The following is a 24043-nucleotide window of genomic DNA, read 5'->3' as shown; positions in this document are numbered from 1 at the left end:
CTCATAAACGAGTCCTTCTTTCAAGCTATTATTTATGATTTTTTCACTCACTATACTTTAAATTAGTTGACAAGCAGTTTCAACTCGTCGGCTCGTTCAGCTAAATGAGAAGCAAAGATGCTAACTTCTTCAATGCAGCTAGTTGTTCTTCTGAAGCGGCAGCTACTTGCTGTGAATGACCGGAAGACGATTTTGCCGTATTCGCCACTTCATCCACAGATGCCGTCACCTCTTCAGTGCTTGCTGACATTTCCTCTGATACGGCTGTCATATCTTCAATTTGAATCGATACTTGTTCAATTTGCTTTAAAATATCAGCAAAAGACGACCCGACTTCATCGATTAAAGCGATTCCGCCTTTTACATCTTCTTTACTTTCACTCATCGATTTGACTGCGTCATCTGTGTTTCCTTGCATCCGGTTATTTAATTCATGAATTTTCATCGCTGATTACTAAAATTACAACAGGGAGACTTCTATTCATAACGTAATAGTACGGGTATTTTTCTGGGATTATTGGAGTCGATGTTTCCCGGCATTCATTTTTAAAGGCAAAAATTGAAGTTTTTCGAAGCGTTCGTTTGGTAGGTTGATTTGGTAGGCCGGGACATAGGTAGATGGAGTGTCATCGTAGACAGCAATCGAACTTGCTTTTTCTATTGCGGAGTGTGGCGCACTTGAGCTCATACTTTATTTTTTACACCTTTCAATTTCTGTAATTGGCAAGTTCGTTAGCTCTTTAATTTCGTCTATATCAAATCCCTTTTCTATTCCTCTGCGTTCCCAAGAGCCACTTTCCATAATTTAACTCTCCTCTTCTTTCGACATTTGTTTGATTTCTGCTTGTAGTTTCAGTTCTTCAGTTTGAGAGAGACGTAAATAAGATTGGATTTTTTTTGCGCTAAAAAGAAAAAGAGCAACCTTCTTGTCTTCTCCGTGCACGCTAAATTGTATTTCTATAAATCTATCAACAAAATCTAATAATCTTCGAGGAGTGACTAGATAGAAAGCGGCAATTCATTTATTATATTTTTACAAATTAAATAGACACTTGTGGCATCATATTTTTTTCCTAACTTTGGATTCCAATACCTTCCGTGCGCTAACCAATGACGATATTTTAATGCTCCAATATAGTCACTAATGTAGCCTTTAAAGTTAGGATATCTCATCTTCCAATTTTCTAATATCATTTCTTCCAAGCTAATATTAGCTGCTTTTTCCTTATACATGTCACGGAAGTCACGACTTAGATCATCTTTTAACCTTTCAGTAGCTCTTATCAAATAATCCATTCTAAAACGAGCTTCTATTGCTGCGATCATACTAAGACAAAATGATAATTCAACCTCCCTAAGTAAAGCTAAAAAATACTCTTGCACTTCTTGACGCGACATACCAACAAACTGTTCAGGTATTATTTCTTCATTTAATACTTGTTTTCTATACAATTGTATAGATTCTGTATTGAGTTGAAACCAACGAGCAAGATCCTCGACATTTTGATTTTCTCCAGAGAATCGGTAGCTTTGATTAGACATTTCTAATTACCGATAATAAAGATTGCGTAAACGTTTCTTCATTTAACGGAATATATTGAACATTCGGCGGAGGCGTAATGATTTTCCATCCAAAATCATTAGGAAGAGAAGAGGTTGATTTATTGGTCTCATTCAGCGCTTTTTCACCTGTAGAATCTACTACACGAACAGTTACATTCGGTTTATTTAAACGCTTATCGACTAACACAAACCGAACTGTACCATATGTGCCTTTCATATCAATTCGTCCTCTAGCACCGATTAACATCGTTCCGATTGGTTCAAGAACCACCCTCTTTCCTTTAAGGGAAATATTCATCTTTTTAACTTCATATTCTCCGATGTCCTCTTCATTAATGACTAATGTATCCAAAGTAATCTTTAAATTCGAGTTATCCCTTTCAGTAATTGGCTTCAACCATTCGGTAATGTTACGATAAAAATCATCAACTGCCGTTAACCAATCAGTCTTCTCTTTCTCCCAATCAAAATTATTACCTTCATTATTATCATCATTTAAGAACTCTTCTAAATCCTTCAAACTCATTGATATACACTTCCCTTTTTCATTTTAATCCACTTATAGCCTTTTCTTGACAGGAACTTTCTCAAGTTATAGATGTTTCATTTTCTGTCGTAAAGTCGATTACTTTTAATAACTATTTATTTAACTTATCTTTGCCATTTTCTACATTAAATTGTGAGAAGAAGCGTTTCTATAATCAACTCCAAAAACCCCTCCCCCGTTTGTTTCTTTAATTATAGCATGATTCGAGTAATTATCAGAAATACATTGACAAATCACTTGACACCAATTTGATTATAGAATTCTAACTATCGACATAATCTAAGGAGTATGAAAAAAGAGCTACCGCGATTGATTGCGATAGCTCTTTCTGTCAGTGACACTACAGGTGGAAAAATCAACGTTTTTGTCCACTTGTGGTGCCACCCAATTCGGAATTCGTTGAACATCTATTGCTCTTTGAACAAACGTATGCTCAAACTTATAACATATGTACCGTTTTTAGGTGGATTTTGTTATCAGACAAGGATAACTTCCGCTATTTTGCGCTGAAAAGAAATAGAGCAACCTTCTTGGCTTCTCTGTGCACGCTTCAAGTGTATTTTCTATTATTCTTCTAATCTATCGACAAAATTTAACAATCTTCGGAGAGTGACAGGCACCGAAGCCTACGAACGTTTAGATGAAGTCGGTGAAGAGGAAGAAGTTGTAGCAGAATATGTAGGAGAGGTGGCGGCGCCTCTTTTTCATCAGTTATCGAATAAAGAATCAACTTCTATTGTAAAACCAGGCAACGTTGCCACCGCAACAGAGCGTTCCTTATCATAGTAAGTAGGCTTGCCAAATCCGCCCTCTCCGAGCAAAAAGACTGTCACTATTTGATCAAACGGGTGCACGAGCCAGTACTCTTTTACCGCATACTTTTCATACAGCTGATATTTACGGATATAATCATGTGCAGCGGTCGAAGGGGAAATCACCTCAATAATCAAATCAGGCGCTCCCAAACAACCGCGCTCATCCAACTTTTTCTGATCACAGATCACACTCAAATCTGGTTGAATAACCGTTTTAATGTCCTCATCGTTAGGTGAAACAGTCTCGGTCAGCCTTACGTCAAATGGAGCCACATAAACATCACAATCGTGTCCCTTAAGAAAATTAGCAAATTGTCTTCCTAGCTCTAATACTAAACGCTGATGTTCACGGGATGGTGCTGGAGTCATCGCATAAGGAATTCCATCCATTAACTCAATCTGTTCTCCCTCAGTCCACTGCAAATAATCCGCATATGAATATTTCCCAATGTCTTGTTGACGTTTTGCTACCATACTAAGAGTCCCCCTAACTTTTTTCTACAGTGTATCATAGGTCTTCATCAATTTAACATTCAACTCAACTTAAATTGATTTTCTATTGTTGTAATCAGCTAATAAGAAAAGAAGAGATAGCTCACTCTAGAGCTACCTCCCCTCCCCTCACACCCCACGTTTATCAAAAAAGACACCATCCGAAGTCGGTCCATCATAAGGATTTTCATATTTACGAACTTGTACTTTTTTCGTTTTCAATTCTGAAAGATTGACACGAATCTCTGCTCGAATTTATTCCAATCGTTCATTCAAATGTTTATTTAATTTAACGAGTTCTTGTCCGAGTTTTTTTTCTGGTTCGGATTGTCGGATTGTAAAACTTAATGAACCGACTTTCATTACCTATCACGCTTATCGATAAAAGCTCCCTCGGTTGTTGTCATATCATAAGGGTTCTCATATTTTCTATTCATCTTCTTTTTTAATGACATCTTATCTATATCTATTTTAATTTTTGCTTTTAAACGTTGTAGATGCGCTACAATTTCTTTATTCATTTCAACTATTTTTCTTGCTGCAATTAATTCTTCTGCTGTTTTTGCAGGTGAATCGATCGAGGCAATAGCACCCTCACGTTCTTTCAAAAGATGCTCAATTTTAACGATATCTTCATCACGTTGTTCGTTATCAGCGAATGTCAGCGACTTTAACAATTGTAACAGCTCGTCCGACACCTCAACCAAACGAAGGATCGTTTGATTCATTACGCTTTAACCTCATGACGCTTTTTACGATCAATTAATAACGCTTCTTTCCAAGTGTCACGGAAGTCTTTAATCAGTTCCTCCGCTTCATTGAGCTTTTCTACACTATTTTCTGTGTTGGCATCCGTTAATCTAGATAAAATAAAATCATATAACGTTAACATGTCTTTACCTAGTTTCGTATCGGTTTTTAAAGTAACCATGAGCTCTCTAATAATATTTTGAGCTTTAACTAGATTTTCATGACGCGCTTGGATTTTCCCTTGCTCAATTGACCTTTTTGCGATTCCAACAAATTTCAAACATCCGTTATAAAGCATCAACGTCAACTCTCCTGGAGATGAAGTGACTGCTTTATTTTGTTGGTAGGCTTGTTGCGGATTACCTATAGCCATGTTAAATTCATCCTTTCAAATTTACATTCCACCAGTTAACTGGCTCATCAACGCATTCCCTTGTGCATTAGCTTGATTCATTGCTGTTTCCATGCGTGTAAATTGGCTCCAGTAGCGTTGCTCTATTTGAGCTAATCTACGCTGAAAATTATTAATCTGATTATCCACATTTAACAATTCTCTTCCTAATGTAAATTGTTGATTAGTCCGATTGTTGTTACCAGCACGACTTACCACTTTATTAATAGTGTCATTAATGGTAGTCCGTAGTCGACCAACTATTCCTGTTTGACTCTGGATCTCACCTTGTTGCTCCGCCGTACGATCTTCCGGCTTAACATCGGTTAATGTCTTATCAGCGACGTTATTGAACAATTGATGAACTGAATCCGGATCATCCTCTAATGCTGCCCTTAACTTTGCTTCATCAATCTCTAAACGACCTCCATCACGGAAGTTTTTAGTAGTCGTAATCCCAACTTGTGTAATCTGATTAAATTGACCAGATGTTGATACCGGAGTATATATATCATTTCTCATTTGGGTTAACATCGATGAAAGCATTGGATCACGGCGAAGTAACCCACTTTTCGCTTTTTCATCCCAAAGCTCAGCCTCACGCTCTGAGATCTCTTGACGTTGCTCATCTGTAAGCGGAGGGAAATCACGATGTTTCGGCTCAGATAATTTAGTTTGAATCTCAGCTATCATTTCATTATAATTGTCCACAAAAGCCTTAATCTTATCAAAAGCAGCATCCGTATTTGATGACACATTTACCGTTTCAAACACACCATTCGTAGGCTGAGTTACATTAAACGTCAATCCACCAATAGTGATGCGGTTTGAACGAGATTCCTCCGTTATTGTTTCACCTGCAAATAGAGGATTTTGAAATTCAACTTTCGCATTTACTCCAGCAGCCTCATTCCCCTGCTGTATATTTAACACATCATTGAGAAAGCCTGTATTGCCACCAAAAACAATTTGTCTATTTACTCCGTCAGCATCTAGCTCACCATTAAATTCTCCAGTTTCTTTTCTTTCAATTACGACACGATCAAAAGCAGAGTCATAATAGGCACGAACACCGATATCAGAGTCATTTATTTGTTTCAAATTTTCATTCAGCGATTTAGTCGTATCTATTGTGACTGTAACCTCTTTTGCTGCACCTGTTGTGTCAAACGTCTTTACTGAAAATTGCGTACCGTTATAGGCACTAAGATCTCCGACAGCATCAGTCTGGGCATCTAATCTTGTTGAAGCACTAAATTCAGTGCTTCCCGTTGTAATATTTGCAGCACTGATATTTCTCGTTTTAGTTGCGACTTGATCGACTTTAAAGTTATATGTGCCGTTCTGCACACTTGAGTTGGCCGTAACTGAAAACATTTGCTCGTTTGAAGAATTTGCCACACGTGTATTTAATGAACTACGAAGACGAATACTTGCTGCAGACTCTTCAAGCGTACGTAATTTCAAGTTCATATCACGATAAGCATCTCGTTGCCACTCAACCGTTTGCTTTCGTTGGAAGAAACGATCAAGAGGCTGCCGCTCCACTTGCATGAGTTGTTTGATCATTGACTCCGTGTCAATTCCCGAGGCTAATCCACCAATTTGCATATTTCACACCACTTTCTAGATTCTTTTATCAATAAATAAACCGATTGTTTCTTTCATTGCTGCATACATATCTAATAGTTTCTTAGGTGGAATTTCTTTGACGATTTCGTTAGTTTGTTGATCGATGATCGCTACGTAATACTCGTTTAACTCTTCATGAAAACTAAACTTCAACTGAGTATTGCTCGCTTTTAAGAATTGATTGAAACTATCTACTTTCCGTTCCAAATCTTCCTTTTTTACCTTCTTATCCTTTGGGAGACTGTCCTCAAGTCCTTGTTGTCTCTTATCCGGCGATTCAGTCATTGATTTATCTATGTCAATTCCATTATTAACTATTATTGGTAAGCTACGACTTACTTCCACCGTATTCACTCCTTAGATAAAGTTACTATTCTTTATATCGGTTGTTTGGCAGTTATTTTAAATAGTATTTAATAGATTATTATAAATTCATCTTATTTCCCCTTATTACATCACCATACATTGTAATATCATTAGTAAATATGTAAGAAAAAAGAGACTCTAGATAATACTAAAGTCTCTAATTCATTCTGTTTATCTGTTGTTTTCTTTTAAACTACTTTTTACTTTTTTTGAACCTCTAACTAAATGATCGCCTATCATGCCACGGAATTGTAAAAGTGTTTCTCCTTCAACCCAATCGAAATCTTCTCGGTTAAATTTGAAATGGCCTTTTTCTGCCTTTTTCTGATCGCCATTTTTCTCATCAATGGCTGCGACTCCATTTAAGGTTACACTTTGTAGCTCAAATTCTTTAAGCAGTTCTTTCAAATACTTTTTACCGTATTCTTTTTCATACTCTTTTGAAAAAGAGACTTGAACGGTGAATTTCCCCTTATTTTCTTTCATAACAACTGGGGTTACTTTTATCTCAACAGGAATATAGACTGTGATCGTTTTTTCGATCGTTGTTACCCAGCCAGCATGATCCTTCACTGTTAACGTGAGTGTATAAGTACCCGGTTGATCAAAACTGTACTCTTCTCCATTTCCAAAGCGAGTTCCATTAACAAGGAGCACTTCACTTTGTACACCAGATACGTGATCCTGAGCTGAATAGTTTAAAGCTAAGACCGTTTCTAATTCATACTCATCCTCAAAATCCCAGATAACTTCTGGTGCTGTTTTGTCAATTTTCACCTCTAGCGTTTGTTCTTCTTCTTCGTTACCTGCTTCGTCTACACTATAAAACGTGATTTGACTAATTCCTTCTTCAGTTACTTCAAAGCTCGTTCCTTCTATAAAATCAGATCCATTTATTGAATAGAAAGTGCTAGCAACTCCACTACGGTCATCTTCTGCTGTCAGCTTAACGTTCACAGCTTCCTTAATCCATGTTGTTGGAGCATCCGATGATGTAATTGGTGCTGTTTTGTCAATTTTCACTTCTACTGTTTGTTCTTCTTCTTCGTTCCCTGCTTCGTCCACACTATAAAATGCGACTTGGTTGATTCCTTGTTCAATTACGTCAAAGCTCGTTCCCTCTGTAAACTCGGATCCGTTTAACGAATAGAAAGTGCTGGCAACTCCACTACGGTCATCTTCTGCTGTCAACTTGACGTTAACAGTTTCCTTGCTCCAAGTTGTTGGAGCATCAGATGAAGTAATTGGTGCTGTTTTGTCAATTTTCACTTCACTTGTTTGGATCTTTTCAACGTTTCCTACTTTATCAACCGAGTAGAAGGAAATTTTATGAACTCCTTCTTCTTCAAGTGTAAAAGTTGTTCCTTCAACGAAAGGACGATCATTGATTGTATAATACGTGTTTGCTACTCCTGTTTCATTATCCGTTGCAGATAATGTTACATCCGCTTTTTGATTTGTCCACTTCGTTGATGAATCAATCGTCGTTACAGGCGCTTCATCATCAAGTATCAGTTTCGCCAAAACGACATTTGACTGATCTGATTCTCCAAACGAATTACTGTAGGATGTCACAACATATTCGTGATTCGCATACGACATATTCGTAATCGTGTAAGATAGGTTATTTACCTTCTCCGCAACTAGAACAAGCTCTCCGTCTATTAATTCATAAATGTTGTACCCATTTGCATATGTGACAAAATCCCAATAAATCCTAGCACTTGTATCACTGATCAGTTTCAAGGTTGCCAAAGGAGGCTCCATAATCGGATAAACAATCGTTTCCGTGATCCGATTAGATGGTTTTGACTCTCCAAAGCGCGTACTAAAAGCTGTCACCTCAAAAGAATGTGTACGTTCTGTTAAGTTATAGATCGTGTAATTGCGTGCTGTTCCTTTATAAATCAACTCTCTGCTATCATCTTTTACTTTGTAAACACGGTATTCATTCGCCCATTGAGCAATCGGCCAAGTCAATGAAATGTTGTTGACGTTATTAATCGTTCGACTCACTTCTGGTGGTTGCACGACCGGCCAAGTTAGATTAAAGCTTACTGACGTGCCTTCTAAGGATTGGCCAAAGCGGCTACTATAGGAATGAACAACGTATTCATAATCGCCCTCAGGCATATTCACAAACGATGTCGACGTTCCTGTTACAGTTCTTTCAAGGACAGGTTCGCCATCATCGCTAATCCAATAAACTTTGTAAGTTGTTGCAAACGCTGCTTTATTCCACTTTAAGACAATATCATTCCCGTTGATAATACTATTTGTTACGTTTTCAGGCGGTTCCATGGTTGGATGGATCAATGTTAATGAAACATCACTTCCTTCCAAGGATTCGCCAAAACGACTGCTATTGGAGTGAACAACGTATTCATAATCACCTTCAGGCATATTTACAAATGTTGTTGCCGTTCCCCTCACGGTTCTTTGTAAAACCAGTTCACCATCTACCACTTGGTATACGTTATAATTTGTCGCATAAGCGGCTGCATTCCATTTCAATACAAGATCATTTCCGTTTACAATACTGTTCGTTAAATTACCAGGTGCTTGCATAATCGGATGAACTAGTGTTAAAGATACTTTACTTCCTTCTGAAGATTCACCAAAACGACTGCTGTTGGAATGCACAACGTATTGATAATCCCCTTCCGGTAAGTTACTAAGTGTTGTTACCGTTCCTGTCACGGTTCTTTGTAAAACCAATTCCTCATCAATCACTTGGTAGACATTGTAATTATTAGCAAATGCGGATGCATTCCATCTTAATGTGATGTCATTCCCATTTGTTACGGTTTGAGTCAGGTTTTCCGGTTTCTGCATAATTGGGAAAACGACATTTTGAGTAACTTCACTGCCTTCAGCTGATTCACCAAAACGAGAGCTGACAGAATGAACCACATAAACATGCTTACCTTCTGATTCGTTTGAGAGGACTGCTGATAGCGACGATACCGTTCTCTTCAATTCTTTTTTGCCGTCAATAACTTCATAGATTTTATAGCTATTTGTATATGGAACGGATCCCCAGCTTAAAACGACATCATTTCCATTTTGAACTTTGGAAGTAAGATTAGCTGGAGCTTCCATATTAGGGTGTGTCAAAGAAATCGTTATTTCTGCCCCCTCTGGTGATTCACCTAATAACGTTGAAACAGAATGAACGATATAATGGTGTTCGCCTGCTGGCATGTTTGAAAAAGTGACCGCTGTCCCTGTTACAGTTCTCATTAAAACTTTTTCGTCATCAATAACTTCGTAAATTTTATAACTATTTGCATATTGAACACCTGTCCACTTCAACGAGATGTCATTTCCATTTAAAATGCTATAAGTTAGATTTGTCGGAGTTTCCATCGTTTCTCCGTTCAACGTCACCTTAATCTTCGTTCCCTCGGCTGACTCTCCAAATCTACTAGAATATGCATAAACGACGTAATCATATTCTCCAGGTGCGATATTGCTATAAGAAACACTTGAACCTGACAAAGTATTTTTCAAAACTTTTTTTCCATCAACAATCTGATACACTTTGTAACTTGTTGCAAAGGAAGCCAAATCCCAGCTCAATTTAAAAGAGGTTGGGCTTGTAAGTGTTTGAATCAAATTTGCCGGAGGTTCCATAGTCGGATGAATGAGTGAGAAGGAAAGTTGACTACCCTCTACAGATTCACCAAATCGTGTCGATAAAGAGTGAACTTCGTAATGGTATTCTCCTTCTGGTTTGTTAGCATACGTAACGCTCGTACCCTTTATGGTACTTCTCAATACCTTTTCTCCATTCTCAACTTGATAGACCTTATAACTGTTTGCATTGGAGACAGCTTCCCAGCTAAGGGCGATATCGTTTCCGTTTTGAATTTTATAGTTAAACTGATCTGGCGCTTCCATCGGATCAAATTCAACAGTCAAAGAGACTTTACTACTTTCGCTCGATTCGCCATATCGATCACTATAAGAATGTACCTCGTATGTATAATCGCCATTTGGCATATACATATACTTCACACTTGTATTAGTTACCGTGCTTTTTAACATTTTTTCTCCATCGATTATTTGATAGACTTTATAACTAGTAGCATATGGTACGCTTGCCCACGATAAAATGATATCATTTGTATTTTGAAGCTCGTATTTAAAATCACTTGGTGCTGTCATCGAAATATCACTTACAGTTGCCGTTAGTTGGCTTCCTTCTGTTGATTCTCCGAAGCGATCGCTAGTAGCTGTAATCTCATACACATAATCTCCAGCAGCTACATTTGTAAGTTCAAACGACGTTCCAGTTACTTTCTTTAATAAAACCTTTTCACTATCCTTAACTTCATAAATATTATATTCTGTTGCAAAAGAAACAGAATCCCACGTTAATGTTACGTCATTACCGTTTTTAACCGTATATGAGAAATTACTTGGTGCCGTCATTGTCGGATGAACAACCTCTACCTCTACAGAAGTTGAAAGAGACGATTCACCATACAAGGAATTTTCTGCTGCAACTGCATACGTATACTGACCTTCAGATGCATTGCTTATCGTATATGTAGGCGATGTGACAGTAGTTAGCAATTCCTTTTGATTGTCTGCTGACATTTGATAGATATTATAATGTTCCGTATACTCGGATGCTTCCCAGTTTAACACGATGTCATTACCGTTTTTTATGACATGAGTTAAATTCCCTGGTTCCGCCATGTCTGGGTATACTATATCAGCAGAAACCGGCGCACTTGGACCAGATTCACCATCTGAACTTAAGGTTGAAACGACAAAGCTATAGGAGCCTTCCGCTAAATCATTTATCGCATAGCTATTCGAAGTAGTCTTGCCATGTAAAATAAGCTGCCCCTCTGTAATTTCATAAACATTGTAGCCGGTTGCGCCGTGAACTGAACTCCATGTCAGCTTCACATCATCCGGTGTTACCATTTGTACCGCAAGATCACTTGGAGGTAATATAGTACTATTGCCTTCAGCAAATGCGCTAGCAAATGGAACCAAAAATTGAGATAAAATTGTGAATAATGTTAGAAACGTAACGCTTCTAATAAACCGCTTTCCCATACAATAGTCCCACCTTTTCTTATTTTATACCCAAATAAAAAAGAACCTTAACAAGGTTCATAGGTTAGGATACTATGATTCCTTGTGGCAACCGGCTGCCATCCACGCGGTACTTCCTCGTAGTTCAGGCCCTTGGCTTTGCGTCTCATAGTTTCCTATGGTTTGCCTTTTTCACTTGGTGTTTTATACCTATTACTATAATAATAGGTATAAAGATTCTAGTGAATAGTTATTATTACCTAATGTTTCTGAATGCACTTTGATAGAGGTGGGTATTTAGGTTCATTTACCTTGGAAATTTTGTATTACCCTACTATTTTGTTTAGATTAAGCTGGATTGAAACTATTCATTGTATTCTTTTGACTTTATTAGATTATTCAATTTTTATTTATCAAGCCACATCCGTATGAAAAAGAGTCTACCGTTTAACATTAGACTCTTTTGTACTATATAAATTTAAAAGTTAATCCTTATTCTCGTTCACACAACAACTAGACGAGAATAAACCTTAGTTGTTGTCTCCGCCGTAAGTTTCCCAATAGCTTCTTTTGTTAGTCCCAAAGTCCGATATGAGTTGAAGATCTACACCTTCCTTAGTATGATTAAAAACAAAACTGCATATATCCCACCCAAAATAACTGACACTCAATCTGTGGGACTGTGGGACCATAGAAAAGAGACCCTAGAATACTAAGATCTCTCTTTTCTGTTACTTAAAATTAACGAAGTAATTGTAATACAGCTTGTGGCTGTTGGTTAGCTTGAGCAAGCATAGATTGAGATGCTTGGTTAAGAATGTTAGTTTTAGTAAAGTTCATCATCTCTTTAGCCATATCAACGTCACGGATACGAGACTCAGCAGCTTGTAAATTCTCAGAAGCATTATCAAGGTTTTTGATTGTATGCTCTAGACGATTTTGATTAGCACCAAGACTAGAACGAGTTGAAGAAACAGTTTCAATTGCAGCGTCAATAGCTGCTAAGTTAGCATCAGTGCTTGCCTTAGCCCCATCCCATACTAATGAAGCAGAATCAACTCCTAAACCAACTGCGTCAAAATCTGTTGCGATAGTTATATTATGTTGTTGACCTGCATTTGCCCCAATTTGGAAGTCTTTATTAAAGGATCCATCTAATAATTTTTTTCCGTTAAATTCTGTACGGTCTGAAATTCCAGTTAACTCTGCTTGTAATTCCGTAATTTCATCACTGATAGCTTTTAAATCCTCAGCCTCAAGAGTACCTTCATTACCTGCTTGAACAGCTAGTTCACGCATACGTTGAAGGATAGCATGAGATTCGTTTAATGCTCCTTCAGAAGTCTGAATAAGAGAAATTGCATCTTGAGAGTTACGAGATGCTTGATCTAAACCACGAATTTGTCCACGCATTTTTTCAGAGATTGAAAGACCAGCTGCATCATCACCTGCACGGTTAATACGAAGACCTGATGATAATTTCTCCATTGATTTACCATTCTCGTTTACATTCATACCCATCTGACGGTGAGAGTTCATTGCATTTAAATTGTGATTGATAATCATTATAATTTCCTCCTTGAAATTAGCTCCGCCCACATCCTTGTGGTTGGATATTGAATTTTTTGTTAAGCAATCAGTCATATAGTCGGCCGAGCATATATGACTTCCTGCTTACAATATATATATCGGATGCTAGTTTGATATATTTAGTGTTTTTTAAACTTTTTTCGTTATTTTTTTATTTACACGTGTACAACCTCAATCTTCTGTAAAAAGTACACAATATAAATATCCGAATTCCGTGTGTTTAGTACCGCTCTTTCCACCTTTACATAAGGATTAATCGGGTCTTAAACTAATATAAAGGTAGTTTTCCCTTTCCTTCCATCAGATAATCGAACCAGACATCCAATGGACATCCCCATAATTCTTCTATATGAAGGTATTCGTCATTTACGGGGTAGTTTTCCGAAGATTCACTTCATAGTTCTTTTAAAGCATCATAGTACGAAAGTCCTTTCCGACAGACTCGGTTTGATCTCACTGGATGGAAAGTGTAAATGAAGTATTGGAAATAACGTCCTAATGAGAAGACCTAGTAAAGTCATTCGTTGAGTCTATTTTTCCATTAAGAAAAAGCTGTTCGTAAATTAACGAGGTAATAATCGAATCATATGATTTTTATCCTTGTCTCTTGGAGAAAACTAAACCACTTTATCAGGAAACAACAAAAATCTCCCGACTCAAACGTCTATCACGCATAGTGGCGAGATTTCTTTTATCGGTTCTTTAATTGGGCAATATCACATTTGTTCGTTGGGTTACTTGAAAAAGGAGGTCAATATCTGAGTTCTTTTTGTAAAAGGCGAGTTCTAATTTGTCGAAGCGTTGGTTGGTTTCAGTTCGTAGTGAATGGATGTCTTCTGTGTTTTTAGCTGTCATTGTCATCAGCGATTGTAATAACCGTTCGTGCTGATCTAGACGATTTTCAATCTTGTCTAATCGCACCTCAATCTGTTCAAAGTGCTTGTCCATCTTCTCATTTATTTGTTTTAGCAATAATAGAATTTCACTTTCCATGTTACTTCACCTCCTCGATATCAGTTTATGTCGAATTAAACTAGTGGTAAAGGAAATAGAGAAGGAATAATAAAAAAACTTCCCTCCTACTCTTTCCTCTCTGACCTTTGCAAAAACCCTTTCAACGCATCCACGGAAATCGTCTGAGCTGCCGCACTATTCTCTTCCTGGATCGCCAAAAATACTTCTTTGCGATGAATCTCAATATGCTTCGGGGCTTCAATGCCGATTTTGACTTGATCTCCTTCAATGGCTAAAATTTTGATCTCGATGTCATCAGCAATTTGAATCGCCTGTTTTAGTTTACGTGAGAGAACCAGCATCTACTTTCCCTCCTTAGCTATTTGGAGGACAGCTTCTTTGAAGATCGGGTGTTTCGTTTTATAATCCGTATCGCTAAGCAACAGTTGCTTTCCTTTTTGTTTGTTCACATTAATAATGATTGGACCTTGAAGATTGGCTGTTGTTTCAGCAAAAGGCTCTTTTACTGTTAAGACAACGAATGTCGCAACATCTTCTTCCTTATTAATCTCAAGCATCTCAAGTGTTGCGTCTGGTAATTTAATTTGATAGTTTGGAACAATTTCAAATGGGTTCATAATAATAAACGCAACATCTACTGTTTTTGTTGATTGTAGGACAAAGAAAGATGTTCCTTTTTCAAATGGCAAGAGAATAAATTGTTTTTCATCTTCAAAAGCAGGGATTCCTTTTGCAAATGTGATGATTTCATCGTCATTTATTTCAACTGTTCCTTGATATTTCGTTTCAATGTTCATACGGCCACACACCTTTTCTTCTATAAAATTCCGTTTAAGATCTTTCCAACATTGTATCATAACGAGCTAGGTAGAGAAAAAGAAGCCGCCACCTGCGACTTCTTTAAAGACCTCGATTCACCGTACCACCAACTGCTTCAAATGAAATTTGGTTTTTCTGTTTAATATAAACGTCTGACTGCCACTTCGGCATCTCAATTTGCGGCGCGCGTCGATTGACAATAATGTCGGTTTCATTCGTTCTTGCCTTTATGTTTACTTGAGCCGGTTGGAAAACAAACTTCACTCGATCTGCAGATTTAGGCATATAGCCAATATTAAATTGTTTTGGCGTCGGTTCGCTATTGGCTTTCGCTATTCGTGTAATCGCACCAGTTCCGTTTTCAATCCTCATCAGCTGATCGCCTTGCTGAGCCGTTTTTGCAACAAAACTTGAAACCTGCTGCAGGGCTCTTGCAGCTGCTTCATTAGCGACTCTTAATGATGATTTTAAGTTCGCATCTGCAAAGGCTTCTGTTTGGTCAATATGCATTTTCGAGGCTGTTGTACTTATCTCAATTAGGTTGTTATGATTCTGCCTAATTTGCATATCAGCCGCCTGCTGTCTAATTTGCGGGCCAGGACGGCTCGAGCTAAGACCAATTCGCGCATCGGTTTGTTGGATATTTAAAGACGTTAGTTGCATAATGTACGCCATCCCTTCCTTTAGAAAGAGGTTGACCAAAAGGACCGTTACACCTTTTTGATCAACCTCTATTACACTAATTATTTTTTTCTCAACTAAGTAATGAGCGACTAGTCAATGCCTCTCTAACGGAGAAAATCCATCAAACTAGGCTGAATAATTCTCGCTCCTGAAGATAAAGCCGCACGATGCACACTTTCCTGTGTCATTAAATTAGTAATGACTACTTCCATCTCCGCGTCTTCATTTTCAGACATAATGCGGTTGGCACTGACTTCCTGCTCCATTAAGCGATTTTCGATCATCTGAACTCGGTTTGTTCTCGCTCCAAGCTCTGCACGCTCTGTTACAAACCTATCGATATGATCATAAAAGTTGTCAATATAACCAGTTAGCTCGGTTCCATCAACCGTGGAATCTTGAAGCGCGCGCTCAAGGCGGGTAAGGTCCCCAAATAAAGCATTACTGAACACATTACTTGGATTGATGTTCACAGGGATCGTTACCCCTTTTATTAACTCAATTTCAACCGATTCTGAATTACCCGAAACGCCATTCGTATTTGCCACGACTACATCATTTTGACGAACACTTTTTTTTGTAACTGGCTGACTTGAAGGATTGTTAGGATCATGCGCTTTGTTCGGTTCAAGGTACTTCACATTATTATCCTCTCCAACTGTTAAGAGAGTGGCTTGCTTATTCAACTCATCCCCATCAAAAGCCGGGGTCGTTTGTGAAACATCTTGAAAAATATGCTGACCATCGACCGTATCGATATGCTTGAACGTCTTGCCATTATAGATCACTTCGACCGAATCTAGATCCGTAATCGATCCATTAGATAGCGCTTCAATCCCTAGATCCATATTACCCGTATTGCCAATTGGTGCATTCGTCGTGTTCGTTCCATTAAAGATATACTTATTGCTGTTTTTCGTATTTCCCAATGATTCAAGATGTTCACGCAATTGCTGAACTTCCTTGGCCATATTCGCCCGTTCAGTTGGGTTATACGAATCGTTTGCTGCTTGTGTAGCTAGTTCACGAATACGTTGCAATGCTCCTGTTCCTTTATCAAGAGTCGCATCTGCTGTATCCAACCAGTTGTAAGTTTCACTTAGATTGCGTTTAAATTGTTCCACTTCTGTTACTTGTGAACGGTAACGCATCCCTTTCATCGCGACAACAGGATCTTGTGATGCACGAGTAATCTTTTTACCTGAAGCCAGTTGATCTTGGATGTTCGCTAAGCGATTGTACCCTTGGTTAATATTGCGTAATGAGCTTTGTGAGAGCATCATCTGTGTCACTCGCATCTATGTCCACCTATCCTTATCTGCCAACGACACCCATGCCGTTAATAATCCGGTCTAGCATTTCGTCAACCATTGTAATGTTTCTTGCTGCTGCGTTGTATGCGTGCTGATATTGAATCATCATCGTCATCTCTTCATCAAGAGAGACGTTACTAACTGAGTTTCTCCGGTAATCGACACTATCCTGAAGCGACGCTGAACTATTCAGCATCCGGGCTGCTTCTTGTGTTGAAACAGCCATATCGCCAATTACACCTTGATAATACGAGCTAATCGTTGCTGAATCGTTAGCAAACGTTAAAGTAGCATCTTTTACATCGGCTAAGCGTTTCGCATTTGATCCGTCACCAGCAAAAGCTTTTTGCACTCCCGGTATGAACGTATCATTCGCATCCAAGAAATCATGAACACCGTCGTAATTAACAGGATTTTCGCTTAGTAGTGCTTGATATTCTTCAAACTTCCCAGGCGCAAAAGCATTCACGTTCACCCCAGAAGCCGCAATGTTATTTAAGCTTGATAGAATGGCCGCATCGAGTTTCATCGCTTTTGCCGCTTCAACTCCGTTATCCGTTGCTGTAAGATCAAACAAATTCCCAGCGACGTTAGCAGAACTGTTTGAGCCTGCAAGGGTAAAACCTGTTTTATGCATATTGTTCATTTCTGTCGCAAACACTTCAGCCATATTATTTAATTCATTCATCATATCTGGGTAGATCCCTGTTACACCGTTTGCATCTTCGCCATAGCCATAAGTCTGAATTAAGGCCTTCATTTCACCGCGTGGCATCGCATCTAATTCCACTTTGTGACCTGTCCCATTTTGATCGACAAACGAAAACTCACTAACAAAGTTCGCTTGATCAAACGTGATCGTCATTTGTTTTCTAGCTTCAGCACCCGTTCCATCTACTAGTTTAAGAGGTTCTCCGTTTACTGAATACGGATTTCCTTGATCATCAATTAACGTTACAGTTACTGCTCCTTCAGCTGCTGGGTTCGGTTGTCCATCGCTTTTCTCACGCTGAACTTGGATGTTAACCATTTTAGAAAGTTGGTCTAATAAACGATCTTGTTCATCATAAAGGTCATTCGTAACACGACCGTGCGGCTCCGTTTTGCGAATTTGCTCATTGACCGTATCAAGTTGATTTAAGATCGAATTCACTTCTTTTTGAGCCACTTCGATTTCATTTTTATAATCGTTTCTAATCGCAGAGATGGAGTCATGCAGGAAGTTGAACGTCTCAGCAACAGCCATGGCGCGCTGACGAACAACGGAACGAGCTCCTGAGTCCTCTGGATCCACGTTTAAATCTTGAAGCGATGTCCAAAACATATCAATTTGTCGATTTAACCCTTGCTCTGATGGCTCATTTAAAATGTCTTCCATCTTTGTGAGGGCGTCATTCCGCGATTCCCAGTAACCCACTTTATTTGTTTCATTTCGGTATTGAACATCCAAAAATTGCTCGCGTACACGTTGAACCGAGCCTGCTTGGACCCCTGTTCCTAAGTTCCCTGGTACTCTCGGACTGTTTTTTCCTATACCTGGATAGGACTCTGTTTGCTCAAAATTCACTCGCTGCCTTGTATACCCCTCTGTATTAGCATTGGCAATATTATGCCCTGTTGTATGAAGCGCACTTTGCTGCGTCATCATCGCGCGTCTTGCTGTTTCTAATCCGTGAAATGTTGATAACACTACCGCTTCCTCCGTTTCTTGAACAACTTCTTTTATGCTTTCGAATCAAATATCGAGTGGGCATTTTCAAATGGTTCATCATCTCGACTCCGTGGATCGTAGCTAACATCTTCCTTATGCGGAAGCATCAAGTCCAGGGAAAGGTTCACAAATCGTAACGATTCCTCGATTAACTCCTGATTCATTTCATTTTGTGTTTTTAATTTCTGCACATCATCAACCAGTTTTAATTGAAGCTGCTCAAGCTGAAGTTTTTCTTCCACTGTCGCAAACCGTTTCACATCAGACATCGTTACGGCTTCTTTTGCCTCTCCCTGCTCAAGCAGGAAGGTTCGTACGACTTTTGAACGTAACATTTCTGTTGTCTGGAGTTTATAAGCAAGTTTTGCTTCTTCGCGAACGATCGCTTCAAGCACTTTCATGTCGCCTTTTTTGATCGGCTCAACTTTTTTAACGGCCAAATCATGCAATGGTTCATGGATTTCAATTAACCGTTCCATCATTTGTGTAATCGCTTTGATCGACATGTTCACTCCTCCTTTTCTCCAGACAGACTATCATTTTTGATTCCAAAAATCATAAAACTTATTAGCGATCGCTTGTGAATCAACCTTGTACTCACCCGCATCAATCTTCTGCTTCAAAGCTTCGACTTTTTCTAAGCGCTCTTTCTCAATCCTCGTTCCTTTCTGCATCGAAAGTGCCTCAGATGAAATTTCAAGTTTATCTCGCTTCGCTTCAACGTCGTTTGTTTTCTCAGTTTTCTCGATTTGCTTTCGATATGGGTTTTGTTGAACAGAGTTATATGGGTTAATTTTCATTTCAGTCACCTCTTCTCTAGTGTAATTGTCTTTATATAAAATAAACATAAAAACGTCCCGAGTTCGTTATTCCTATTATCGGCACGTTTTCTTATTTTGTTAACTATTTTTTATCAAAAACGGTCTTTTAATGAGTGATACGTCGCACCCTTGCTTTTTTCCGCTCGTCGCTCTGCATCTTTGCGCTCTTGAAATTCTTTTTCTTTTTGCAAGTTATCAAGTCCCGTTGTGATGTTAGCTGTACAACCTCCACATATACGACCTTCTTTGATAATCTCCCCACATGATTCGCACGGATAGCCTAAGTTTGGAAAACTCTTTGTTTGCAAGCGGCCTTCACGCACAAACTGGTGAATCAATGTTAACTCTACCTCTGTTTGTTCATGGACTTCGCGAATCGATGACATTCTATTTTGTTTCTTTCTCATAAAAGTAGATACCTTATCAAACTGATCTTCCTGTTCCTTATAACAATGCTGACAAATTGGACGTAACGCTTTCACAAAAATCTTTCCGCATTTTGGACAATTGGCTACATTCTTCATACTCTTCCCCTCCTCTTTTTGTCATTATAGCGAAACCTGTCGAAATTGTCAGTGTTGTTTTTAAGGAAGGTTCTATCTTGCTATCGTGAGTGAAGCCACTTTTTTTGCTCCGTGTTCTAATAAAATTTTCGCTGCTTGACGGACGGTTGTGCCTGTTGTATATACATCATCGATCAGAACGATTGATTGATTTTCAATAAGGTTTTTAGATGGCGGGTGGAGGGTGAAGGGGTTGTGTGTAAATTGATTTATCCGCTGCTTTCGAGATTTTTTGCTTTGTTTTTCTCCGGTCGTCCGGATGAGATAGCGCTTGTCTATTGCCCACGGCGACATGAGCAGCGCCGATTGGTTGAAGCCTCTTGTTTGAAGTCTTTCTGGGCTTAGCGGCATCGAAACAGTGATGTAGCGCTGAAATTGTTTTTCGTAAACCTTGTGAAGAAGTGGAGAAAAATACGTGGCAATGACGGCATCTCCCCTGTATTTATAAGTCGCCAGCCAATCTTTTAAAAACGAATTGTATTCATAAAGGGAGACATTGCGTTCCAAAAGAGTGGCTGTATCTTCTCTGTCTTGCCAACGCCAACAATCTAAACACTGATCTTCTTTAAAATGTTCTTTTGCTACTTTTTCAAGGGAGCGGAAACAGATCTTACACGTTTGACCGCTAATGCGCGAGAGCTTTGACTCACATAACGAGCAAAGCAGTGCCTCCGGTTCCATCAGGAGCAACTTTCTCCAGCCCACGGATTCAAAAAAGCGTTCGTGACAAGCTAGACAACGATTCATGTAAATCCCCCTTCTTTATTCATGTTTTCAATATGTGTTTTCGCTTTCTTCATTTCCTGCGATACTCCGTAATGAAAAAAGACGACATCTCCTGTTGGAGTTTCTAGCTTTCGACCTACTCGTCCTGCTATTTGTACTAAGGCCGCTTCGGCAAAGATTGGATCCTCTGCTCCAAGAACAGCGACTTGAACATCTGCAAAGGTAACCCCTCTTTCTAAAATGGTGGTGGTGACCATAAGCGGGACTTGGCGGTTGCGAAAGGCTTCTACATACTCGTGACGCTTCGGTTCATTTGAGTGAACGGCTAAGTGGTGGATGTTGTGATGCTCTAGAAGCGAATAAATGATTGTTAATGTTTGAAGTGAAGGAACAAAAAGGAGCAGTGGCTTTGCATAGTGTTTCGCTAACCATTTAACGAGAGCGGTTGGGAGTGTCTTTTTTTGAAGATGCTTCTGCCAGTTGCCACACCACTGAAAACGAGGTACTGGTAAGGGAAAACCGTGATAGCGTTTCGGAATTTTAATGATGGTGAGGCCGGGCGTTTTAAGAAGGTCCTTAGATGGAGTCGCGCTAAGATAGATCGTTGTGGCGGTGGGTTTTTCGGCTTGTTCGACAGCATGTTGCAAGCTCCGATCATAGGAGTAAGGAAAGGCATCAACTTCATCAATGATGACGACATCAAACGCTCGGTAAAAACGCAGCGCTTGATGAGTTGTGGATAACACCAATTGAGCGCCTGTTTTTCTGTTTTTACTGCCTCCATACAAGGTTGAGATGTGCGTATGTGGAAAACTTCGCTGCAATCGTGGGGATAACTCTTTGACGACGTCTGTACGGGGTGTGGATAACAGCACTCGTTTCCCTTGGGCAAACGCTGCTGCTAAGCCGCGAAAAAGGACTTCTGTTTTCCCCGCACCGCAGACGGCCCAGACAAGAAGTTTTTGCTGATGGTTAATCGCTTCGACCACCGCATCAGAAGCGGTTGCTTGTCCGCTTGATAGAGTGCCATTCCAATGAAGACTGTTAGGTTCGTACGGCATCTTGAGCTCAGGTCCAACCCAGTGATACAGCTGCTGACAACGACTTATTTTTCCAAGTTGAATACAGTGCCGACAATAGCTACACATTTGCTGACAACGTGCACAAGGGTGTTGTCCAAAAAGCGTTCGATCGTGATTGCCACACCGTATGCAGGTTTCACGTCCGTTAATGAGTTGAATGCCAGGTTCTGCTAGGATATGCGGGTGCGGAAGATGGTTTTCTAGGACAGGTATTTCAGAGAGGAGAAGTCGATTGCCTGAGAGGAGTTGTTGGAGTGAAGGATTCAAATGGGCACCTCCGATAGGGAATTTTATCAAAAAGAGCATGACGCTATTTTCGCTATCATACTCTTAGGTGTGGTTTATGTATATTGTTTTTGCCAAGACAGCCCTAAGCTTCCGGCTCCTAAATGCGTACCGACTACCGGGCCGAAGAAACTGATATCGACTTCCACTTCAGGAAAACGCTCGTTAATCATTTCAACTAATTGCCGGGCTCCATTTAAACGATTGGCGTGAATAACGGTGGCATAGTAGTTTCCCCCTTGCGAAACATCTTGATCTAGAAGATCGAGTAACCGCGCCAGCGCTTTTTTCTCTGTCCGTACTTTTTCAAAAGGAATGATTTTTCCTTCTTCAAAATAAAGAATCGGCTTGATTTTCAACAGATTTCCAACCATGAGTTGGGCTCCGGACAGGCGTCCGCCGCGGTGCAAGTGTTTTAAATCATCGACCATGAAATACGCTTTTGCTGTTTTCTTCATGAACGCTAACTTTTCAAGAATTTCGCTCGCATCTGCACCCGCTTCGGCTGATCTCGCCGCTTGTAATACATAGTAGGCTTGAGGAGCACAGCTAATTTCCGTGTCAAACCCGAACACGTCAATGCCTTCAACCATCTCTCCAGCACTTACGGCCGATTGGAACGTGCCACTTAATTGACTAGATAAATGGATCGTCACTACTTGCTCAAATCCTTTTTCAGCCAATTGTTCAAATAGCGTCACAAACTGACCAATGGCCGGTTGTGATGTTTTCGGTAATTCTTCAGTTGTCTTCATTTTTTGATAAAATTCATCCGTTGTTATATCCGTTTCTTCTTGATAGGATTCTTCACCGAATATCACATTCAACGGAACCATCTCAATCTGAAGTTTTTTGCGAATATCAACTGGTATGTAGGCGGTACTATCCGTAACAATGGCTACTTTTTTACTCATGAATAGCTCCTCGCTTTTCTCACACCTCTTGTTTGAGGTATGCTCCTAACTTGAAATCTCTACCATCTAATGTACATGTAAAAGATAAAGCTTTCAAGTCGCGGTTTTTCAGCATGCATTTGAGCTTTCTTTTAGTAGAGCTACTGCAATGATTCCCTTAAAAAACCTTCCAAAAAAAAGGAAGAAATAGGCCAGTGGCCATTCCTCCCTTCCTACTATCTTACAATGACAAAGCCCTTTTTAATTGCTTCTACAACGGCTTGCGTACGATCATTTACACTCATTTTTTGTAAAATATTACTGACGTGGTTTTTCACCGTTTTTTCACTAATGAAAAGCGATTCACCAATCAAACGGTTGCTTTGGCCGTCTGTCATTAATTGCAAGACTTCGCACTCACGGCGAGTTAAAATATGAAGGGGCTTTCTGTATTCCACTTCACGGTATCCAATCGATTCCTCATGAATATCATCTTCCTTCGCCAAACGACGGTATTCATTAATCAAATTATGAGTCACTTTCGGATGGATATACGCCCCGCCTGAAGCTACGACTTTAACGGCTTCGATCAGAGCATCTGCATCCATTTCCTTCAATAAATATCCGGAAGCTCCTGTTTTTAAAACATGCGTTACATACGATTCATCATCATGGATAGACAAGATCAACACTTTGATATTAGGGAAAGCTTGTACTAATTCTTTTGTTGCTTCAACCCCGTTCATGTTCGGCATATTTATATCCATCAAAACAACATCTGGACGGTAAAGCTTTACTAACTCCAATGCTTGTGATCCATCTTGGCCATCCGCCACAATCTCGAATTCTTTTTCCATAGCAAGAATGCGTTTTACACCTTCACGAAATAACTGATGGTCATCAATGATGACGATTTTAATTTTGTTGATTTGTTCTTCACTCATCATTTTCACCTCTCCGTTTACACGGT

The 24043-nt window shown here is 39.3% G+C and carries 24 protein-coding genes, 1 pseudogene and 1 riboswitch; all 25 genes and pseudogenes read right to left on the bottom strand.

The genetic code is table 11. The features are described 5' to 3' along the window. Positions 1-100: 100 nt before the first annotated feature. The 25 genes and pseudogenes from LDX58_RS12970 to LDX58_RS12855 all read right to left on the bottom strand — a co-directional run bounded on the left by LDX58_RS12970 (position 101) and on the right by LDX58_RS12855 (position 24017). Complete coding sequence (locus LDX58_RS12970) at positions 101-445, bottom strand: methyl-accepting chemotaxis protein (RefSeq protein WP_227937265.1); 345 nt, start codon at positions 443-445, stop codon at positions 101-103. Between the two features lie 69 nt (positions 446-514). Further along, positions 515-688 carry a hypothetical protein gene (locus LDX58_RS12965; protein WP_227937264.1) on the bottom strand — a complete coding sequence of 58 codons (174 nt, stop codon included), beginning with the start codon at positions 686-688 and terminating at the stop codon, positions 515-517. Between the two features lie 311 nt (positions 689-999). Next, the gene (locus LDX58_RS12960; protein WP_227937263.1) at positions 1000-1542 is read right to left on the bottom strand and encodes a hypothetical protein; all 543 of its coding nucleotides are present in this window, start codon (positions 1540-1542) and stop codon (positions 1000-1002) included. Further along, entirely contained in the window at positions 1535-2089 is a 555-nt protein-coding gene (locus LDX58_RS12955; protein ID WP_227937262.1) for a hypothetical protein, read from the bottom strand. Before LDX58_RS12955 ends, LDX58_RS12960 begins: the two co-directional genes overlap by 8 nt. Positions 2090-2817: 728 nt before the next feature. Then, entirely contained in the window at positions 2818-3399 is a 582-nt protein-coding gene (locus LDX58_RS12950) for a Uma2 family endonuclease (protein ID WP_227937261.1), read from the bottom strand. A 380-nt stretch (positions 3400-3779) separates the two neighbouring features. After that, the gene (fliT, locus tag LDX58_RS12945) at positions 3780-4145 is read right to left on the bottom strand and encodes a flagellar protein FliT (RefSeq protein WP_227937260.1); all 366 of its coding nucleotides are present in this window, start codon (positions 4143-4145) and stop codon (positions 3780-3782) included. Next, a complete protein-coding gene (gene fliS / locus LDX58_RS12940) occupies positions 4145-4540 on the bottom strand; it encodes a flagellar export chaperone FliS (RefSeq protein ID WP_227937259.1) in 396 nt (131 codons plus the stop codon). The genes fliT and fliS overlap by 1 nt, the downstream gene beginning before the upstream one ends. Before the next feature lie 21 nt (positions 4541-4561). Beyond that, positions 4562-6169: a flagellar hook-associated protein 2 gene (locus LDX58_RS12935; RefSeq protein WP_227937258.1), complete on the bottom strand. Its 1608-nt coding sequence runs from the start codon at positions 6167-6169 to the stop codon at positions 4562-4564. A 15-nt stretch (positions 6170-6184) separates the two neighbouring features. Continuing rightward, a complete protein-coding gene (gene flaG / locus LDX58_RS12930) occupies positions 6185-6535 on the bottom strand; it encodes a flagellar protein FlaG (RefSeq protein ID WP_227937257.1) in 351 nt (116 codons plus the stop codon). Between the two features lie 192 nt (positions 6536-6727). Then, complete coding sequence (locus tag LDX58_RS12925; RefSeq protein WP_227937256.1) at positions 6728-11632, bottom strand: OmpL47-type beta-barrel domain-containing protein; 4905 nt, start codon at positions 11630-11632, stop codon at positions 6728-6730. An 83-nt stretch (positions 11633-11715) separates the two neighbouring features. Further along, a riboswitch (cyclic di-GMP riboswitch) is annotated at positions 11716-11809 on the bottom strand. 543 nt (positions 11810-12352) lie between these two features. Beyond that, entirely contained in the window at positions 12353-13177 is an 825-nt protein-coding gene (gene hag, locus LDX58_RS12920) for a flagellin Hag (RefSeq protein ID WP_227937255.1), read from the bottom strand. A gap of 726 nt (positions 13178-13903) precedes the next feature. Then, positions 13904-14194, bottom strand: a complete 291-nt coding sequence (locus LDX58_RS12915; protein WP_227937254.1) for a hypothetical protein — start codon at positions 14192-14194, stop codon at positions 13904-13906. Positions 14195-14280: 86 nt separating this feature from the next. Continuing rightward, complete coding sequence (csrA, locus tag LDX58_RS12910; protein WP_227937253.1) at positions 14281-14517, bottom strand: carbon storage regulator CsrA; 237 nt, start codon at positions 14515-14517, stop codon at positions 14281-14283. Beyond that, the gene (gene fliW, locus LDX58_RS12905; protein WP_227937252.1) at positions 14518-14973 is read right to left on the bottom strand and encodes a flagellar assembly protein FliW; all 456 of its coding nucleotides are present in this window, start codon (positions 14971-14973) and stop codon (positions 14518-14520) included. It abuts the gene before it with no gap. Between the two features lie 103 nt (positions 14974-15076). After that, a complete protein-coding gene (locus tag LDX58_RS12900; RefSeq protein WP_227937251.1) occupies positions 15077-15658 on the bottom strand; it encodes a DUF6470 family protein in 582 nt (193 codons plus the stop codon). 125 nt (positions 15659-15783) lie between these two features. Further along, positions 15784-16977, bottom strand: coding sequence for a flagellar hook-associated protein FlgL (flgL, locus tag LDX58_RS12895; RefSeq protein WP_227937250.1), 1194 nt, complete (start codon positions 16975-16977; stop codon positions 15784-15786). A 16-nt stretch (positions 16978-16993) separates the two neighbouring features. Continuing rightward, entirely contained in the window at positions 16994-18682 is a 1689-nt protein-coding gene (gene flgK / locus LDX58_RS12890; protein WP_227937249.1) for a flagellar hook-associated protein FlgK, read from the bottom strand. A 32-nt stretch (positions 18683-18714) separates the two neighbouring features. Continuing rightward, complete coding sequence (locus tag LDX58_RS12885) at positions 18715-19209, bottom strand: flagellar protein FlgN (protein ID WP_227937248.1); 495 nt, start codon at positions 19207-19209, stop codon at positions 18715-18717. 30 nt (positions 19210-19239) lie between these two features. Next, on the bottom strand, positions 19240-19503 hold the full coding sequence (gene flgM, locus LDX58_RS12880; RefSeq protein ID WP_227937247.1) for a flagellar biosynthesis anti-sigma factor FlgM: 264 nt from the start codon (positions 19501-19503) through the stop codon (positions 19240-19242). Positions 19504-19616: 113 nt separating this feature from the next. Further along, positions 19617-20048, bottom strand: coding sequence for a TIGR03826 family flagellar region protein (locus tag LDX58_RS12875; protein WP_227937246.1), 432 nt, complete (start codon positions 20046-20048; stop codon positions 19617-19619). A 72-nt stretch (positions 20049-20120) separates the two neighbouring features. Beyond that, positions 20121-20834: a ComF family protein gene (locus tag LDX58_RS12870; RefSeq protein WP_227937245.1), complete on the bottom strand. Its 714-nt coding sequence runs from the start codon at positions 20832-20834 to the stop codon at positions 20121-20123. After that, complete coding sequence (locus LDX58_RS12865; protein WP_227937244.1) at positions 20831-21874, bottom strand: ATP-dependent helicase ComFA; 1044 nt, start codon at positions 21872-21874, stop codon at positions 20831-20833. Before LDX58_RS12865 ends, LDX58_RS12870 begins: the two co-directional genes overlap by 4 nt. Positions 21875-21907: 33 nt before the next feature. Beyond that, positions 21908-22201 (bottom strand): annotated as a pseudogene (locus LDX58_RS27045) (DNA/RNA helicase); the annotation flags it as partial. 35 nt (positions 22202-22236) lie between these two features. Beyond that, positions 22237-23094 (bottom strand): DegV family protein, encoded by an 858-nt coding sequence (locus tag LDX58_RS12860; protein ID WP_227937243.1) that lies wholly within the window; start codon positions 23092-23094, stop codon positions 22237-22239. Positions 23095-23309: 215 nt separating this feature from the next. Next, entirely contained in the window at positions 23310-24017 is a 708-nt protein-coding gene (locus tag LDX58_RS12855) for a response regulator transcription factor (protein ID WP_265416678.1), read from the bottom strand. Positions 24018-24043: the final 26 nt, after the last annotated feature.

Source organism: Alkalihalobacillus deserti, assembly GCF_020734105.1.
In the GTDB taxonomy this organism is placed as follows: Bacteria; Bacillota; Bacilli; order Bacillales; family Bacillaceae_D; genus Halalkalibacter; species Halalkalibacter deserti.
This window is presented reverse-complemented; position numbering and strand designations above follow the sequence as displayed.